General features: G+C 63.6%; 16 protein-coding genes. 3 read left to right on the plus strand and 13 right to left on the minus strand.

The window, feature by feature from the left end:
- Window positions 1-49 precede the first annotated feature (49 nt).
- The 5 genes from menC to ACO06O_RS16995 form a co-directional block, all read right to left on the minus strand.
- Entirely contained in the window at window positions 50-1,153 is a 1,104-nt protein-coding gene (gene menC, locus ACO06O_RS16975; protein WP_421882382.1) for an o-succinylbenzoate synthase, read from the minus strand.
- Between the two features lie 10 nt (window positions 1,154-1,163).
- Window positions 1,164-2,504 (minus strand): TRAP transporter large permease, encoded by a 1,341-nt coding sequence (locus ACO06O_RS16980; RefSeq protein WP_421882385.1) that lies wholly within the window; start codon window positions 2,502-2,504, stop codon window positions 1,164-1,166.
- A 12-nt stretch (window positions 2,505-2,516) separates the two neighbouring features.
- Window positions 2,517-3,071, minus strand: a complete 555-nt coding sequence (locus ACO06O_RS16985; RefSeq protein ID WP_421882389.1) for a TRAP transporter small permease — start codon at window positions 3,069-3,071, stop codon at window positions 2,517-2,519.
- Window positions 3,072-3,076: 5 nt separating this feature from the next.
- The gene (gene dctP / locus ACO06O_RS16990; protein WP_421882393.1) at window positions 3,077-4,150 is read right to left on the minus strand and encodes a TRAP transporter substrate-binding protein DctP; all 1,074 of its coding nucleotides are present in this window, start codon (window positions 4,148-4,150) and stop codon (window positions 3,077-3,079) included.
- A gap of 64 nt (window positions 4,151-4,214) precedes the next feature.
- Window positions 4,215-5,786, minus strand: a complete 1,572-nt coding sequence (locus ACO06O_RS16995; protein ID WP_421882396.1) for a hypothetical protein — start codon at window positions 5,784-5,786, stop codon at window positions 4,215-4,217.
- A gap of 142 nt (window positions 5,787-5,928) precedes the next feature.
- Between ACO06O_RS16995 and ACO06O_RS17000 the strand changes: the two genes are divergently transcribed.
- The 3 genes from ACO06O_RS17000 (at window position 5,929) to ACO06O_RS17010 (ending at window position 9,165) form a co-directional block, all read left to right on the plus strand.
- Window positions 5,929-6,669, plus strand: a complete 741-nt coding sequence (locus ACO06O_RS17000; RefSeq protein WP_421882399.1) for a GntR family transcriptional regulator — start codon at window positions 5,929-5,931, stop codon at window positions 6,667-6,669.
- A 45-nt stretch (window positions 6,670-6,714) separates the two neighbouring features.
- On the plus strand, window positions 6,715-7,221 hold the full coding sequence (locus tag ACO06O_RS17005; RefSeq protein ID WP_421882403.1) for a hypothetical protein: 507 nt from the start codon (window positions 6,715-6,717) through the stop codon (window positions 7,219-7,221).
- Between the two features lie 156 nt (window positions 7,222-7,377).
- The gene (locus ACO06O_RS17010; RefSeq protein ID WP_421882406.1) at window positions 7,378-9,165 is read left to right on the plus strand and encodes a PAS domain-containing protein; all 1,788 of its coding nucleotides are present in this window, start codon (window positions 7,378-7,380) and stop codon (window positions 9,163-9,165) included.
- A gap of 4 nt (window positions 9,166-9,169) precedes the next feature.
- Here ACO06O_RS17010 and ACO06O_RS17015 read toward each other — a convergent pair whose 3' ends face one another.
- The 8 genes from ACO06O_RS17015 to ACO06O_RS17050 all read right to left on the minus strand — a co-directional run bounded on the left by ACO06O_RS17015 (window position 9,170) and on the right by ACO06O_RS17050 (window position 17,977).
- Complete coding sequence (locus ACO06O_RS17015) at window positions 9,170-10,798, minus strand: AMP-binding protein (protein ID WP_421882409.1); 1,629 nt, start codon at window positions 10,796-10,798, stop codon at window positions 9,170-9,172.
- Window positions 10,799-10,812: 14 nt separating this feature from the next.
- On the minus strand, window positions 10,813-11,973 hold the full coding sequence (locus ACO06O_RS17020; RefSeq protein WP_421882412.1) for an acyl-CoA dehydrogenase family protein: 1,161 nt from the start codon (window positions 11,971-11,973) through the stop codon (window positions 10,813-10,815).
- Window positions 11,974-12,108: 135 nt separating this feature from the next.
- Window positions 12,109-12,921: an enoyl-CoA hydratase family protein gene (locus tag ACO06O_RS17025; RefSeq protein WP_421882415.1), complete on the minus strand. Its 813-nt coding sequence runs from the start codon at window positions 12,919-12,921 to the stop codon at window positions 12,109-12,111.
- A gap of 4 nt (window positions 12,922-12,925) precedes the next feature.
- On the minus strand, window positions 12,926-13,411 hold the full coding sequence (locus ACO06O_RS17030; protein ID WP_421882418.1) for a MarR family winged helix-turn-helix transcriptional regulator: 486 nt from the start codon (window positions 13,409-13,411) through the stop codon (window positions 12,926-12,928).
- Window positions 13,411-14,172, minus strand: a complete 762-nt coding sequence (locus ACO06O_RS17035; protein WP_421882422.1) for an SDR family NAD(P)-dependent oxidoreductase — start codon at window positions 14,170-14,172, stop codon at window positions 13,411-13,413. The genes ACO06O_RS17030 and ACO06O_RS17035 overlap by 1 nt, the downstream gene beginning before the upstream one ends.
- A 4-nt stretch (window positions 14,173-14,176) precedes the next feature.
- A complete protein-coding gene (locus tag ACO06O_RS17040; protein ID WP_421882425.1) occupies window positions 14,177-16,471 on the minus strand; it encodes a bifunctional salicylyl-CoA 5-hydroxylase/oxidoreductase in 2,295 nt (764 codons plus the stop codon).
- A gap of 81 nt (window positions 16,472-16,552) precedes the next feature.
- Window positions 16,553-17,482, minus strand: coding sequence for a hydroxyacid dehydrogenase (locus ACO06O_RS17045; RefSeq protein ID WP_421882428.1), 930 nt, complete (start codon window positions 17,480-17,482; stop codon window positions 16,553-16,555).
- Window positions 17,483-17,494: 12 nt separating this feature from the next.
- Window positions 17,495-17,977 carry a toxin-activating lysine-acyltransferase gene (locus ACO06O_RS17050; RefSeq protein ID WP_421882431.1) on the minus strand — a complete coding sequence of 161 codons (483 nt, stop codon included), beginning with the start codon at window positions 17,975-17,977 and terminating at the stop codon, window positions 17,495-17,497.
- Window positions 17,978-18,049: the final 72 nt, after the last annotated feature.

The raw sequence follows: 18,049 nt of genomic DNA on the forward strand, positions 1-18,049 counted from the left end.
GGTGTCGGTTAAACCGCCGCCGCCTGCGGCAAATCGGTCAGGTGCCACGTCAGGCGCAAAGGGAGAATTGCGATACCGCTGATTTCATCCGGCCGGCATCGACCGTCAAGCGTCCGGGCACCGGCATCCCGTCCCCCGCCATGCGCAGGGGCGGATCGACCAGATCGGCGGCATAGTAGCGATCCGTGCCGCCGACATCGCCCGCCACGGTGCAGCCCGGCAGGGCCGCGACCGCAATATTCGCCGCGCGCGCGATGCAGAAATCGTGCATGCCGCCGATCATCACCGGCATACCCGCGGCCAGGGCCAGATCGTGCAGTTTCTTCGCCTGCCACGGACCGCCCGTATGGGCTGGTTTCAGCACCACCGCCCGGCAGGATTTCAGCGCGATCGCCGTGCGCAGATCGCTTTCGGACTGCAGGCTTTCGTCGAGTGCGAGGGGCGTTCGCATCCGCACCTGCAGGGCGGCATGGTCAACAAAATCGTCCCAGGCCAGCGGCTGTTCCAGCAGGGTCAGCTCGAATTCATCCAGCGAGGCCAGGGTATCGGCATCGGCCAGGGTATAGGCACTGTTCCCATCCGCCGTCAGGGCGATATCCGGATAGCGCGTCCGCAGCGGCGCCAGGATCGACCGGTCGCGGCCGGGCGCGATCTTGACCTTTATCCGGCTGTGGCCCGATGCCAGCGCCGCATCGATGGAATCGAACAGATCCTCCGCTCGGTCCGGCAGGCCAAAGGTGGCACCGGCGGACACATGTTCCGCCGTGACCCCCAGGAGTGCGGCGAGGCTGGATTTGCGCTGCTGGGCGATCAGGTCCAGGGCCGCCGTTTCCAAGGCATGTTTCGCGAAGACATTTCCGCGCACCGGGGCCATCGCCTCCGCCACGCTGTCCGGCCTCTCCAGCACCGTGCCGAGCAGGCGCGGGATCAGGTGATGCCGCAGCACGTCCAGAACGGAATACACATTTTCCGGCAGATAGAGCGGCGCCAGCGGGACCGGCGCCTCGCCCCAACCGGTCATGCCCCCTGCCCGCAAGGCGACGATCGGATGGGTTTCGCGCTGAACCGTTTCGTTCGCGCTGGCGAAGGGCGTCAGCCTGTCCTGGGTCAGGGTCCAGACTTCCGCCGCCTCGATTGTCAGCGTCCCCCCCATCTTGTTCGACTCACAGCAGGCTGGGCAGGAACAGCGACAGGATTGGGAAGAACAGCAGCAGCAGCATGACGAAGAAATCGGAGATCAGGAAATAACTGACCCCGGTGAAAATCCGTTCCAGCGGAATCTTGTCCCCGACAATCGACTTGATGACGAAGACGTTCAATCCGATGGGCGGCGTGACCAGTCCGATTTCCAGCAGCTTGACGACGATGACGCCCCACCAGATCAAATCCAGCCCATAGGATTCGACGACCGGCAAGGTCAGCGGCAGCGTCAGAAGAATGATGCCCAGCGGATCCAGCATCATGCCCAGCACAATATACAGCAGGGCGATCAACCCGATCACCAGGAAGACCGACAGTTCCGCCGCGCCGATCCAATCGGTCAATTGCGTCGCGACATTGGTCAGGGCGATGAAATTGACGAACAGCTTGCCCGCGATGGCAATGGCGAAGAGCTGGGCCGATTGGGTCACAGCCTCGCGCAGCGCCTCGCCGATCTTGCCCAGATCGAGACGGCGCAGGACCAGCCCCAGCGCCAGGGTCGCCGCCGCGCCGACGCCGGCCGCTTCCGTGGGTGTGAACGCGCCCAGATAGATGCCGCCGATGATCACCGCGAACAGCATCAGGATCGGCCAGCACCGGGCCAGGGCCTCACCCCGGTTGGACCGCGCGATTTCCAGATCCGGCATCGGCGCGGAATCCGGCCGCACCCGGACCCAGATCATCACCACGACGATATAGCCCAGCAAGGTCAGAAGGCCGGGAATGGCCGCCGCGAGAAACAGTTTGGCGATGGATTGCTCGGCGAAGACCCCGAAGATGATGAACAGGATCGATGGCGGGATCAGCGATCCCAGCGTGCCGCCGATGGCGACGGAACCGGAGGCCAGGGTCCGCGAATAGCGGCTTTCCAGCATTTCCGGCACGGCGATCCGGCCCATCGCCGCCGCGCAAGCGACGGACGAACCGCTGATCGCGCTGAACCCGCCGCAGCCGACGATGGATGCGATGGCCAGCCCGCCCGGCATCCGCGCCAGCCAGACCCGGGCAGCGGCGTAGATATCGGTCGTGAAGCCGGCCTGGAATGCCAGGTGTCCGATGAAGATGAACAACGGCACCGTCGACAGCGCATAGGAATTGATGAAGTCGATCGGCGTCGTCGACAACAGCGACCCCACCGGACCGGCGGCGGCCGACAGAGAGAAGGGCAGCCACGGCGTCCAGGCATAGGTCAGCAGCATGCCGCCGGTGGCGACGCTGCCCAGGGCGATGGCGATCGGTACGCGGAAGGCCAGCAGGATCAGGACAACGACAAATCCCAGATAGCCGATCAGATGAGGGTCCATATCGAAGAATCTCTAATCCACGGCACCGGGCCGTTTGCGCCAAACCACCAGATCGGCCACCGCACAAAGGCCGAGCCGCAGCGCGAACAGGCCCATGCCGACGCCGAAAACCACCTTTACCGGCCAGACGGGGATGGACAATTGGCCGTCATAATAATGGTTCTGGGCAAAGGCTAGCGGGACCGACTGGACCGTCAGGATGGCAATGGCGCCGAACAGCGTCATGCCCAAGACATTGCCCAGGATCTGTCCGATCTGACCGACCCTTGGGGGCAGACGGTCGGTGATCACCGTCACCGCGATCTGCCCCCGGTCGCGCTGAACATGCGCGAGCGGCAGGCAGACGACGGCGACCATGGCCAATCCGACCATCAGGATATCGTCCGGTAGGGTCACGCCGATCTGTTCGCGCGCCAGCACGCTGGCGGTGATCAACAGGCCCATGGCCAGAAGAATGATCCCGGCGATAAAGGAGAGACCCCGTTCGATCCGATCCAGAACGCGGTCCAGGGTGCCGAGCCCGCTGCCAAGCGGCAGGTTCGGCATCCCGTCATTGGTCCCGCTCACCTGGGTTACTGCTTCGCCCAGGGATAGCCCTGCGCTTCCAGGTCGTTCTTGTACTTGACGACGGCCTCGTCAAAGGCGGCCAGCAGACCGTCGGCGTCCAGACCTTGATCCTTGGCGCCTTGCAGCCAGCTCATACCGGCCTCTTCGGCGGAATCGATCAGTGCCTTCTTCATGCCCTCGTCGCCTTCATGTTCGGCGATCGTGTTGCCATCGATGCCCTCCCGCAGTTTCTGCATGATCTCGGTCCGAGATTCGTACATCTTCTGCGCCAAGTACAGCGTCACGTCGCGACCCAGCTCGGTCATCATCGTCTGCTGCTCCGGCGTGAGGCTGGACCAGGAACGGGCGTTCATGACGATGCCCCAGCCCAGATTCTGCCCCATATCGATGGTCGTCAGGTTCGACGCGACTTCGTACTGCTTGTACGAATCGATGACATAGGCATAGGCGGCGGTACCGTCGATCGTGCCGGTCGACAGGGCTTGATAGACGTCCGGCTGACTCATCGACACGGCGGCCGCGCCGTTGGCTTCGAAGGATTTCCCGAAATTGCCGGTCGCTCGGATCTTCTTGCCGTCGAGTTCGGCAAGGGTCGTGATCGGTTCGCGACTCAGAAGCTGCGTCGGGCCGGTCGTGAAGTTGGCGATATATTGGACGCCCTGTTCGGCGAAATTGGCCGACGCGCCTTCGTTCTGGGTCATCAGCTCATAAGTCGCCATCATCCCGACATATTCGTCGGCGATCTGACGCACGTCGGAGACGCGCCAAGCGGTCAGCTTGCCCGGCTCATAGACCGGCACGACGGAGGCCAGATCGGCCACGCCGTTGCCGACGCCGTCGATGGCGTTCTTCGCACCCAGCAGCGTGTCGCCCCAGGTCACGTCGAGCCCCAGCGCACCGCCGGAGCGTTCGCGCATCTGGGCATCCATCCATTTGATCGCTTCGGCACGGGTGCCCCGGTCCGGTCCGAAATCGGCATAACGCAGTTCGCGGGTCTGTGCTTCGGCAAGCGTGGCCCCGGCGAACAGGGCCGCAACGGAAACGGTAACGGCCGCAAATCGACTGATACGAGACATCATTCTTCCTCCCATTAGGTGTTGGATTCTCTTTGATTTTATCTTTGGGGGCAATGCGCCCCGGCACTCATCCGTGGTTGTGACCGCAGCAATTGCCCGGCAGGACCGGCGCGGAAACACCGCTGTGTTCGCAACAACCGCCCTTCCACCAATCGGCCCCGGCCCCGTGGCAGTATTTGCCGTCGGCCTCGACCATCTTCATGAACAGCGGGTGGTAGTTGCGGCAGACTTCCAGCTCCGTCTTGACCCAGTGCAGCGGGTCCTTGGCGTAGTGGTCCCAATAGTCGCCGGCCATGTTGATTCCGGGCACGGCGGGGTTCCAGCTTTCGTCCAGCCACATTTCCGGATCGCCGTAATTGGCGCATAGCTTCCGGATCTCCGGATCGTCCAGCGCCAGCAGGCGACCGTTTTCGATGATCGGCTCGTTGTCGCCTTCCCGCTCGGTCATATAGGTCGGGAAATACAGGTGCAGATGCCAATGGCCGACCAGGTTCCCGGCGCGCGCGGCCTCGCGCTCTGCCATGGACGAGATGATCGTGCCGAAGCCCATATGGATGACCCCGGACCGCACCCGCTCGTACAGGCAATTGACGAAGCCCGACGGGAAATCCTTGCGCGGCCGGTGGACATGGGGGTTCGTCCCGATCGACGCTTCCCACCAGTACATCAGCCCCTTGTCCGGGAATGTCGGATACTGGACGTCCTTGGTCTTCTCCATCACCTCACGCAGTTTGCGGCCGAACTCGCCGCCTTCGTTGATCTGCGTGATCTTGGAATTCTCGACGATCAGCTGCGTCCAGTCGCAGGGCGCGATATGGTTCGTCGTCCCGGCAATGACGCCACAGCCGTCTTCCTTGAACGGGTGGAACATCCACGGCCGGCCGGTGATATGGCCCGGCAGGTAGGTCTTGCCGAAATGCTCGTTGCCCGTCCAGGTCGCGGCGGTCAGTTCGGGATTATAGAACTCCCGGTTCGCATCCCAGTATTCGGCATGGTTGGTGAAGGAGATATCGGTCCCTTCCGGATCGGTGATCCGCGCCCGCTTGGCACTGCGAATCCGGTCCCATGTCCAGCGGTCCATCGCATTGACCACCTCGATCGGCATTGCATGCGCCGGCGAGGCCAGGATCTCGGGGGTGATGAAGGGCATACGCTGGATCTTGATGAAGCGCTCGGCCAGGACCGGCCCGCCATAGCCCATCAGGATCTTATCGTATTTCTGCTTCTTCTCCTCTTCCTCCCACATATCCATCCATTCCGCCAATTCCTTGGTGCGGAACAGGTAATAGTCGACCTCGTCGGCGCCGACCCATTGGGGCACCGGACCGCGGTCGATATATTTGATCTCGTATTTGACCTTATATTTCTCGAGGATCTTCTTGCAGGCCTCGATGGTCAGTTCGCTGTGCCAATTGTCGACACGCAGCATGACCCGCTCGCCCTCTTTCAGGTCCCAGCAGGCATTGAGACCGTGATTGTAGGGACGCCGCGCGACATGCTCCAGATAGGGCATCAACTGATCGGACGAGGTGATATCGACGAAGGGCGGGCAACGCGGCGGCCGCGATTGTTTCAGCGGCGGCGCGTCGAATTGCGGTATGGTCACCGCCTGCTTTTCGTCAGAGATGCTGTCCGGCATTGTATCGGTCCTCGTTCCACGTCCCAACCCAGCGACTGATGCGCTGCCCGACAGTAATTGCATGCAAAATTGTCTCGATCAACCTCAAAACCGTTTTCTTTTCGGCGGGAATTGCTAGATTGCATGCACAACGGAGGGTTTAATGGCCACGCAATTAGACCAGATTACCCAGAACCTGCGCGAGTTGATTTTGGAGGGCGCCTATGAACCGGGCGCCGCCGTGCGCGAGGTCGCCGTCGCGGAGAAACTGGGCGTTTCCAGGACGTTGACGCGGCTCGCCATGGCTGCCCTGGAACAGGACGGCCTGCTGCTGCGGGAGCCAAACCGCGGGTTCCGGGTCCGATCCTTTACCCTGGATGAGGTCGCAGATGCGATCGAAGTGCGCGGTGAGTTGGAGGCCCTGGCCGCTCGGCAAGCGGCCGAACGGGGCCTGGCACCGGCTCTGGCCGCGCAATTGCGTGCAATCCTGGCAGAGGCGGAAGCGGTTGCCCGGGAAGGATTTGAGGATCTGTCGAACCGGTCACGCTGGATCGACCTGAACGGCGCTTTCCACAGCGGTATCGTAGAAGGCTCGGCCAACAAGGCGCTGCCGCCGGCGCTGGACCATATCTGCCGCGTCCCACTGGCGGGTCCGAGGGCCATCGTGTTCAACCGGACCGTTCCGGACCAGGGCATCGCCCAGTTGAACGCGGCCCATGACGACCACGTCCAGATCCTCGACGCCATCCTGAACCGGCAGGGACAACGGGCGGCGGCACTGATCCGTGAACATGCGTATCGCAGCGGCCGCAATAAGCGCGTCAATTTCGACGCGCTTCAGCATACTGCAGTCTGGCCGGCGCTGCCGGGCGTCGCGCTGGTCCGCCGCGCCGGCAGCGAATAAAGCAACGGCGAAAGCTACAATTCGCCGGGAAACGGGGAGATCGGAATGACCTACACGCTTGAACAACTCGCCGATGATTGCCGGGACGCCTTGCGGGCCGGCGAGACGCCTGAGGCGCTGGACAAGGTCCGCGGCTTCGTGAGGAAAGCCTTGGCCGATGATAGATTTATGGCGGATCACCTTTTGAACCGGGAGCCGCCGCCGGAGCGGAACGTGATCTTCGAAGATCCCGAACTGGGTTTCTGCATCTGCGCCCATATCTATGCCGGGGCCAAGCCCGGCGACCCGCATGATCACGGCCCGACCTGGGCAATCTATGGCCAGGGCGAGGGCGAAACCGAAATGACGGATTGGCGCATCGTCCAACCGGCCGCCAACGGACAGCCGGCCCTGGTCGAGAAGACCCGCAGCTATATCCTGAAGCCCGGCGACGCACATATTTATCCGACCGGCGCGGTCCATGCGCCCCTCCGATACGGTGCGACCCGTTTGCTACGGATCGAAGGGGCCAACACGGATCGGATTATGCGGACACCCATCGCCGTGGCGTAGGGCACGATGGCGCACTCCGCCTTCGCTTCGGTCGTGCAGATTTACGAATGATTAACGACGGTATGGAAGTCTGACCGGAAACACCGTAACCGAGGAGATTGGCAACTGACCCTCAGCGGGACGCGTTCCGACCGCGATGGCCCATCGCCCGACGGGGTGTCGCTTGAGCAACTGACGGAAGCCCTGCAACAGGTTTCCGTCGGAATCGCCCTGTTCGACGCAGATCATGTCCTGGTGTTTGCGAATGCAGCGGCGCGCGACCTTCTGGAATTGCCCGGCCCGGGCCAGATCCCCGCACCCCACATCTCCGATATCTGCGACGGCCATATCCGTCCTGACACCAAATCCGAACACACCACGCCATTCGGCCGGGTGATCGAAACGGCCTGCGAGGCGACCCCCGAGGGTGGGCAGATACTGACCCTCCGCGATGTCACGGACGACCGCGCGTCCGAAAGCGCGATGCGCGAGAGCGAGGCGCGGTTCCGCGACCTGACGGAAATCGCTTCGGACTGGTTCTGGGAGATGGATACCGATTTCCAGTTCACTTTTGTCTCCAACCGGTTCGAAGAATTGTCGGATATCGCGATCACCGAGGTGGTAGGCCGACGCCGGGGCGAGTCGCACTTCACCGTGCCCGGTCAGGACCTGGCCATCGCGGCCAATCTGGAGATGATGCGCCGGCAGCAATCGTTTCGCGACTTCCGGCTATCAGTACGCGGGCGCGATGGCGAGATCCGCATCTTGTCGATCAACGGTGCCCCTTTCTATGACGAGACCGGTACCTTTGCCGGCTATCGCGGGACCGGCCGCGACCTGTCGGAAATGGAACGCCTGTCCAAAGCCCTCCAGATCCAGCGCGCCCAGATCAAGGAATTGATGGAACACGCGCCGATACCGATCTTCTTCAAGGACACCAATTTTCGCTTTCAGATCGCGAACGAGGCTTTCTACGCCGAACGCGGCCTGGCCCCTGATCAGGTGATCGGCCATTCGTCACAAGAGGTCTTTCCAAACTCCGCTGGGCACGCCTTTGTCGATCACGACCGGTCGGTGATGGAAGGTGGCGAGCCGGTGGTGCGAGAGCTGACGATCGGTGGACGTATCGTGCGGAGTTGCAAATTCCCGGTCTACAACGATAACGGCGCTTTGCTGGGCTTGGGCGGCGTCGAGATCGACATCACCGACAGAATCCGCGAGTCCCAGGCCCTGACGGCAGCGAAGACCGAGGCGGAACGTGCCAACAAAGCAAAATCCTATTTCCTCGCAAAAGTTAGTCACGAACTGCGCACCCCCCTGAACGCGGTGATCGGCTTCGGCGAGATGCTGCAGGCGGAACTCTTCGGCCCCCTCGGCGACCGGCGTTACCACGGCTATGCCCAGGACATTGTCAATTCCGGGCGGCACCTCCTGGGCCTTGTTTCCGACATCCTGGATATATCCAAGATCGAATCGGACGAGATGGAGTTGCATGAAGAGAACCTGGACTTGAGCGACCTGGTTCGTCGCGCGGTGACCATGTCCGAAACGGCCAGAAACAAACCTTCCGCCAAGGTCTATACAGATCAGGTCGCAAACGGAATCCGGCTATATGGCGATGAAACCGCGTTGCAGCGCATCGTCATGAACCTGGTCGGAAACGCCTTGAAATTCACCGATCCGGAGGGCCGCGTCGATGTCTCATTGACCACCGGATCCAATGGACGTGTGGCCCTGTCGGTGCGCGACACCGGAATCGGCATTGCGGACGACCAGCTTCAGGACGTGGTTCAGCCCTTCGCCACGGGCGCCAATCCGTTGCGCCTGGGGTATGAAGGCGCCGGATTGGGTCTCGCCATCGTCAAGGCGCTGTGCAGCGCCCATGACGCCGCCTTCACCATTCAGAGCAAGGAAGGCGTCGGCACGGTCTGCATGGTGCTGTTCACGTCGTCGCGCCGGCGCTGACCCGTCAGGCCTCGCCTTCCCTGAGCCGGAAACGTTGCACCTTGCCGGTCTGGGTTTTCGGCAGAGCATCGATGAATTCGACCCGGCGCGGATATTTATAGGGCGCGACGGTCGCCTTCACATGGTCCTGCAAGGCTTTGACCAATTCCGGCCCTGCACTTTGCCCCTGCGCCAGGACGACGAAGGCCTTCACGATCTGCCCCCGTTCCTCGTCCGGCACGCCGATCACGCCGCATTCGGCGACCGCCGGATGGCTCAGCAGTGCCTCCTCAACCTCCGGTCCCGCAATGTTGTAACCGGACGACACGATCATATCGTCGGCCCGGGCGGCGAAATGGAAGGCGCCGTCTTCGTCCTGAATGAAGGCGTCTCCGGTCAGGTTCCAGCCATCGCGGACATAGTCCTGCTGCCGGTCGTCGGCCAGATAGCGGCACCCCGTCGGCCCACGCACCGCCAGCTTACCGACGGTGCCCCGCGGCACCTCGTTCATGTCGTCGTCGACGACCTTCGCCTCGTAGCCCGGCACCGGCCGGCCGGTCGAGCCCGGCTTGGCGTCGTCCAGCGTGTTGGTGACGAAGATATGCAGCATTTCGGTCGCGCCGATCCCGTCCAGGATCGGAACGCCGGTCTTTTCGACCCAGGCCTCGTAAGTCGGCGCCGGCAGGGTTTCGCCCGCGGAAACCGCGACGCGCAGGCTGGACAGGTCGGCCCCCTGATCCATCGCCCGCATCATCGCGCGATAGGCGGTCGGCGCCGTGAAGCAGACGGTCGCCTTATAGGTCTCGATGATCTCGATCAGGTTCGGCGGCGACGCGTTCTCCAGCAGGGTCGCCGTCGCCCCGAAGCGCAGCGGAAAAACCGCCAGGCCACCCAGGCCGAAGGTGAAAGCCAGGGGCGGCGAGCCGACAAAGATGTCGTCAGGCGTCACTTTCAGGACCGATGCCGCATAGCCGTCCGCGATGGCCAGGATATCGCGGTGAAAATGCATCGTCGCCTTGGGTAACCCCGTCGTGCCAGAAGTGAAGCCCAGCAGCGCGACATCGTCCCGGCCGGTCTTCACCGCGTCGAACTTGACGGATTTGTTCAGCGCGATCCGATCCAGCTCGCTGTCATGGTTGGCGGTGCCGTCGAAGCTGACCACCTTCTCCAGATACTTGTTGTCCTTGGCGCAGGCGACCAGTTCATCCGCCATCCGGCTGTCGGTCAGGGCGAGAGAGACCTGTGCCTTGTTGACGATTTTCGTCAGTTCCGCCGCGCGCAGCATCGGCATGGTGTTGACCGCGACGCCCCCCGCCTTGGTCACCGCCAGCCAGGCCGCGACCATGGCCGGGTTGTTCCCGGACCGGATCAGCACCCGGTCGCCGGGCTGGACGCCATAATCCTCCACCAGCGCATGGGCCAGGCGGTTGGTCCAGTCGGACAGTTCCTTGTAAGTCCTCTGCCGGCCGTTCCCGATCAGCGCGACATTGTCGCCGAACCCTTTCTGGACCATTCGGTCGGTCAGTTCGACCGCACAGTTGATGTAATCGGGATACTGATATTCCGGCCGATTCAGTATCAGATCCGGCCATTGATCGGCCGGCGGCAGATTGTCCCGCGCGAAAGTGTCGATATGTGCCGTCGGTCCCAACATGATCCCCATTCTCCTCAGCCCTGTTCGGCCAGTGCGTGGCGGGCGATGACGACTTTTTGCACGTCGCTTGCGCCCTCATAGATGCGGAGCGCGCGGATTTCCCGGTACAGGCGTTCCACCACCGCGCCCGACCGCACCCCGTCCCCGCCATGGATCTGTACGGCGGCGTCAATCACGCGCTGCGCCGCCTCCGTCGCATAAAGCTTTGCCATGGACGCCTCGCGGCTGACCCGCGCCGCACCGCCATCCTTGGTCCAGGCCGCGCGATAGATCAGCAGCGCCGCCGCATCGACATCCAGTGCCATGTCCGCCAGATGCCCCTGCACCATCTGCAAGTCCGCCATCGGCGCCCCGAAAAGCTCGCGGCCCGACGCACGGGCCAGGGCTTCGTCCAGGGCGCGCCGGGCAAAGCCCAAAGCGGCCGCGCCGACCGTCGACCGGAAGACGTCCAGGACACTCATCGCGATCCGGAACCCCTTGCCGCGTTCGCCGATCAAAGCGTCTTTCGGGATGCGGCAATTCTCGAACTTAAGCCGCGCCAGGGGGTGCGGCGCGATGACGTCGATCCGCTCCGCAATGGTAAAGCCTTCCGTGTCCGCCGGGACGATGAAGGCGCTGAGTCCCTTCGCCCCCGGCCCTTCACCGGTCCGGGCGAAGACGACATAGAGATCCGCGATCCCGCCGTTGGAGATCCAGGTCTTCTCGCCGTTCAGCACATAGCCGTCCGCCGTCTCTTCCGCCGAACAGGCAATATCCGCGACATCGGAGCCGGATTTCGGTTCGGTCAGCGCGAAGGCGGCCAGCGCATCTCCGGCCCGGGTTCGGGTCAGCCATTCACGGCGCTGGGTGTCGCTGCCGAATAGCGAGATCGCGCCCGCGCCCAGCCCCTGCATGGCAAAGGCGAAATCCGCAAGCCCGTCATGGCGCGCCAGGGTCTCGCGGATCAGGCACAGGCTGCGCACATCCAGGCCGGACGACGGGTCCGACGGGTCCGGCGCGCTATGCGTCAGCCAGCCGTCCCGCCCCATCCGGGCAACCAGATCGCGGCATGCGGCATCCACATCGCCATGGTCGACATCCTTCAACGCCGCTTCCGCCCACCGGTCCAGATCGGCGGCCAGGGCACGATGACGGTCCTCGAAAAACGGCCAGGTCAGGAAAGATTTATCAGACATGGCGACTCTCCCGCTCCATTGCCGTCGCCCCGGCGAAGACCGGGGTCCAAGGCCACACCGGGGACGGTGCCTCGTTGCCCCGGATTCCGGCTTTCACCGGACTAACGGTCGTTGGGTCCGGCCGCGTCATTCCCATCAATCCCCCTTGAAGTCCGGCTTCTGCTTGGCGACGAAGGCGTCATAGGCGCGCTGGAAATCCTGGGTCTGCATACAGATCGCCTGGGCCTGGGCTTCGGCTTCGATGGCCTGATCCAGCGTCATCGACCATTCCTGGTTCAGCATGGTCTTGGTCATCATATGGCCGAAGGTCGGACCGTCGGCCAATTTCCCGGCCAGTGCGACGGCCTCGGGCTCCAGGTCTTCCGCCGGAAGCAGGCGGTTGAAGAAGCCCCAGTCGAAACCTTCCTGACCGGACATCGATCGGCCGGTGAACAGCAGTTCCGCTGCGCGGCCCTGGCCGATCATCCGGGGCAGCATGGCGCAGGCGCCCATGTCGCAACCCGCCAGGCCGACCTTGGTGAACAGATAGGCGGTCTTCGATTCCGCCGTGCCGTAACGCAGATCGGCATAGAGCGCGACCATCGCACCGGCGCCGACGCAGATCCCGTCGACAGCGGCGATGACCGGCTGCGGACAGGCCTTCATCGCCCGGACCAGATCGCCGGTCATGCGGGTGAATTCCAGCAGCCCCTTCATGTCCCGCTGCAGCAGAGGACCGATGATGTCGTGCACATCCCCGCCGGAGCAGAAATTCCCGCCATTCGACGCGAAGACCACGGCCTTCACGTCATCGGCATAGACCAGATCGCGGAACGTGTCCCGAAGCTCCGCATAGGACTCGAAGGTCAGCGGGTTCTTGCGGTCCGGCCGGTTCAACCGGATGACCGCCGTGTCGCCCTGCATCTCCCACAGGAAATGGGCCGGTTTCAGATCCTTCATCGAAGCCATGTCATCAATCCTTGGACTTTGTTTTCCGCTGACGGTCCATGCCCGACGACTGCATGCCGTCGCGCAGCACCTGGAACATGTCGGTCATCCGCCCGGTATCTTCCGCCGCCAGGGGCGTCAGCATCTCATCGATCCAGCGCTGATGCGCGGCGGCCATCTTGGCGAATTCCGCCCGGCCCAGATCGGTCAGCGCCACCAGCGTGGCGCGGCGGTCGCGTTCGTTGGTCACACGCTGGACCCGGCCTTCCTGTTCCAGCCGGTCGACGATGCCGGTGACATTCCCGTTGGAGACGACAAGCTGTTCCGACAGCCGGGTCATGCTCATCCCCTCGTCGCTGCGGAATAGGGCCGCCATGACATCGAAGCGCGGCAGCGTCGTATCGAATTCCGACTTCAACCGGTCGCGCAGAACGTATTCCACATTTCGTGTGGTGCGCAGCATGCTGAGCCAGAGCTTCAGGCGCTTCTTGGCGCCGGACGGATCCTGCATCAGACCTCTCCCCCCGCGACGGCAATCGCCTGCCCGGTCACGCCGGCAGCCTCCGGTGCGCAGAGCCACAGGATTGTTGCGGCAACTTCCGACGGCTGAATGAAGCGGTTCTGCGGATTGATCTTGGTAAGCTCCGCGCGCGCCGCCGCCTCGTCGCGTCCGGTCTTCGCCATGATATTGCGGATGCTGTCTTCCAGCATCGGGGTTTCGGTGAATCCCGGGCAGACCGCATTCACGGTGATCCCCTCACGCGCCGTTTCCTGCGCCAGCGCGCGCATCAGCCCGACCGTCCCATGCTTGGCCGCGCAATAGGGCGCGACATAGGCATAGCCCTTCAGCCCCGCCGTGCTGGCGACAAAGATCAACCGCCCCGCCTTTGCCTTGCGCATCGGGCCCAGCGCCGCGCGGGCAGTCAGGAAGGACCCGGTCAGGTTGACCGCGATCATCCGGTCCCAGCCCGCCAGATCGGTCTTGCCCAGCGGCGCGCTTTCCGCCGTGCCGGCATTGGCGATAACGATGCCCGGCGCGCCGAAACCTTGCGCGGCCTTCGTGAACAGGGCATCGACCGATGCCTCATCCGTGACGTCGCAGGCGATGGCTTGCGCCTTTGGAAGTTCCGCCGCCAGAGCCTCGATCGGTCCCGTGCGTCGCCCGGCAAGGGTCACCGCCGCCCCGGCATCTGCAAGCGATCGGGCAATCGCCGCGCCGACCCCGGTACCGCCGCCGGTGATGAGGGCATGCTGTCCGGACAGGTCCGTCATGCTTTTACACCTTTCCTGTCATAACGTCCTGGCGCGCGGCCAGTCGCTGCAACTGATCCCGGCCCGGAAGATAGGGCGACGGCCAGGCGGCCTCGTCATAACCCAGGGCCGCGGCGGCATGCAGGGTCCAATACGGGTCGGCGAGATGCGGTCGGGCGAGGCAGCACAGATCGGCGCGCCCCGCCATCAGGATCGAATTGACGTGGTCCGGCTCATAGATGTTGCCGACCGCCATGGTCGCAATTCCGGCCTCGTTGCGGATCCGGTCCGAAAACGGCGTCTGGAACATGCGGCCATAGACCGGGCGCGCGCGCTTCGATGTCTGACCGGCCGACACATCGATGATGTCGACCCCCGCCTCCTGCAGAATGCGGGCGATCTCGACGGCGTCGTCGGGCCCGATCCCATCTTCTTCCACCCAATCATTGGCGGAGATCCGAATGGAGATCGGCTTGTCTTCCGGCCAGACGGCGCGGACCGCGCGGAAGACTTCCAGCGGGAAGCGCAGTCGGTTTTCCAGACTGCCGCCATAGGCATCGGTGCGCCGGTTGGTCAGCGGCGTGATGAAGGCCGACATCAGATAGCCATGGGCGTAATGCAGTTCCAGAAGGTCGAACCCCGCCCGCGCGCCGCGTTCCGCCGCCGCCACGAATTGGTCTCGCACCCGGTCCATATCGGCGCGGGTCATTTCCTTCGGCACCTGGTTACGGTCGGACCAGGCAATTGGCGACGGCGCCAGGATTTCCCAATTGCCGTCCTTCAGCGGCGCGTCCATTTCTTCCCAGCCGAGCTGGGTCGACCCCTTCGGACCGGAATGACCGAGCTGAAGCGCCATCTTGGCCGGGGTCTCGCGATGGACGAAATCGACAATCCGTTTCCAGGCGGCTTCCTGATCGTCGGCATAGAGGCCCGGGCAGCCGCGCGTGATCCGCCCCTCCGGGGAGACGCAGGTCATTTCGGTATAGACCAAACCTGCCCCGCCCAAGGCCCGGCTGGTGTAATGGGTGAAGTGCCAGTCGGTCGGACAGCCGTTCTCGGCCTTGTACTGGGCCATGGGCGACACGACGATGCGGTTGGCCAGTTCCAGCCCGCGCAGGCGGAAGGGCACGAACATCGGCGCCCGGACGGTTTCCGGCATCTGCCCGACCGCATTGGCTTCGAACCAGCGCTCTGCCGATTCCAGCCAGGCGGCGTCGCGCGCACGCAGGTTTTCGTGGCTGATCCGCTGCGACCGGGTCAGCAGCGAATAGGTGAACTGCACCGGGTCGAGATGCAGATAGCGCTCCACCTCCTCGAACCATTCCGTCGAATTGCGGGCGGCCGATTGCAGACGCAGGACCTCCAGCCGCCGTTCGTCCTCATACCGGCGGAAGGCCGCCGTCAGATCCGGCTCTGAATGAACATACTCGGCCAGCGCGATGGCGCTTTCCAGCGCCAGCTTGGTGCCCGAACCGATCGAGAAATGCGCCGTCGCCGCCGCGTCCCCCATCAGCACCATATTTTCATGGGACCAGGTTTCGCACAGGACCCGGTTGAAGTTCAGCCAGGCGGAGCCGCGCAGATGTTTCGCGTTGCTCATCAGGCCGTGCCCGTCGAGATACTTGCCGAAGATCTTCTCGCAGACGGCGATCGTCTCGTCAGTCGTCATGTCGCCGAAGCCGAAGTTCCGCCAGGTCTGTTCGGTACATTCGACGATGAAGGTCGCGGTCTTGTCGTCGAACTGATAGGCGTGGACCCAGATCCAGCCATGTTCGGTTTCTTCGAAGATGAAGGTGAAGGCATCGCCGAAGGTCTGGGTCGTCCCCAGCCAGATGTATTTGCAGGCGCGGGTATCGATATCCGGTTTGAAGACGTCCTCATGCGCCTTGCGGGCCCTGGAATTCACGCCGTCGCAGGCGACGACCAGGTCGAAGTCCCGGCGATAGGTGTCGATATCCTCGATCTCCGTTTCGAAGACCAGATTGACACCCAGGTCCCGCGCCCGGTCCTGCAGCACGTTCAAGAGCTTCTTGCGCCCGATGCCGCAGAAGCCGTGCCCGCCCGACGCAATCATCTGCCCGCGGTAATGGACCGCGACATCGTCCCAATAGGAGAAATTCTTGCGAATCTCCGCCGCGCTTTCCGCGTCGTTCCGGGCCAGATTGTCCAGCGTCTCATCCGACAGGACCACGCCCCAGCCGAACGTGTCGTATGGCCGGTTGCGTTCGATCACCGTCACATCATGCGACGGGTCGCGGCGCTTCATGGATATCGCGAAGTAGAGGCCCGCCGGGCCGCCCCCAAGACATGCGACACGCATCGATCACGCTCCCTCTGCCGGTTTCGGACACAAAGAGGGTGACGCAGGCCTGTTATTATTTCAAGTCAAAACTTTTTAAGCTTAAAGTATTTTTGACAGAACCTCACGCACCGCCCGCGCGGTCGCGCTGCTGACCCGGACATTCGATTCCTCCGTCACCCCGGCGATATGCGGCGTCAGGATCAAATTTGGCAGGCCGTCGAACTTGGCCGCCGCCTCCGCCGTCAGGGGTTCGGTCTCGAAGACATCCAGCGCCGCCCCGCCGAGCCGCCCCGCCCGCAACGCGTCGGCCAAGGCCGCCTCGTCCACCACCCCGCCGCGCGCGGCGTTTATCAGAACCGCGCCCGGCTTCATCCCGGACAGAAAGGCCGCGTCGACCAGATGCCGCGTGCCGTCGGTCAACGGCACATGCAGGCTGACCACGTCGCAGCCCCCCGCCAGGTCAGCCAAGGAAAGATTATCGACCCCTTTCCATTCCGGCGCATCGGCGGGGACGAAAGGATCGTGAGCGGCCAGAGAAAAGCCGAAGCCCCGTGCCAGCCGCGCGGTTTCGCGCGCAATCGCCCCGAATCCGACCAGGCCGAACCGCTTGCCCGCGCTCTCGCGTCCCATCAGGCGGGTGCGCGGCCATTCCCCCGCAATCATCGCCTGTCGGGCATCATAGGCGCCCCGCAGCAGGGACATCGCGGCGGCGACGGCATATTCGGCGACAGCAAGATCGTTGGCGCCGGTGGCGGGCCGGACCTCAATCCCGCGGGCGGCGCAGCCGTCCAGATCGATATTGTCCAATCCGACGCCCAGGCGTCCGATCACCCGTACCGTGTCGGCGGCCTTCAGCACCGCGCCGCGCACCTGGGTCCGGTTCCGCACGATCAAGGCATCCGCGCCGGTCAGCGCATCGCAAAGATCGTCCGGCCGGTCGACCAGGCCGGGATCGTAGACCACATCGAAATCCCGCCGCAGATCGTCGACCGCAGCCTCGTCCATGAACTCGCTTATGACGATCCGCAAGGCCGTCCCCGGTCAGGACGCGGAGGAATCCACGACGGTCCGATTGCCCGACGCATCGGTGCGATGGAACTTGAAGGCGGTTTCCTTGAAGACATTCGACTTCATGTCGTCGATCATCGCCTGGGCCCGCTGTCCGCCGGTCAGGTCCACGACATCGACAATCCAGTGGCGGTCGCCCGATTCCCAATCCTGCGGCCGGATGCGGGACGAGCCCTGCATCAGACGTTCTTCCGCCTCTTCATTCATCTTCGCCCAGAGGACCAAACCGACCGGGCGGCCGTTCTCATCGCGATAGATGCGGAACTGCTGTTTGATGACCGGCGGCATGACCAGCCATTCCAGGTCGCTCATGAAGAAGAAGCGATGCGACGGCGTCATGGCGAACAGCCAGGCGATCTCGCCCAGGACAGATGCGACCGTCGGCGCCGGCTTCTTGGCCGCCGGCTGGGCCTCTTCAACCGTCTCGGCCGCGTCTTCGGATTTCGATTTCGCCATGATTGGTTCCCCGCCAAGTCGCCTTTGATTGATCCGGCGCTACGTTCGCAAGAAAACCCGCCGCGTGCAACT

This window comes from Pacificispira sp. (assembly GCF_965228185.1).
Classification (GTDB): domain Bacteria; phylum Pseudomonadota; class Alphaproteobacteria; order UBA8366; family Aestuariispiraceae; genus Pacificispira.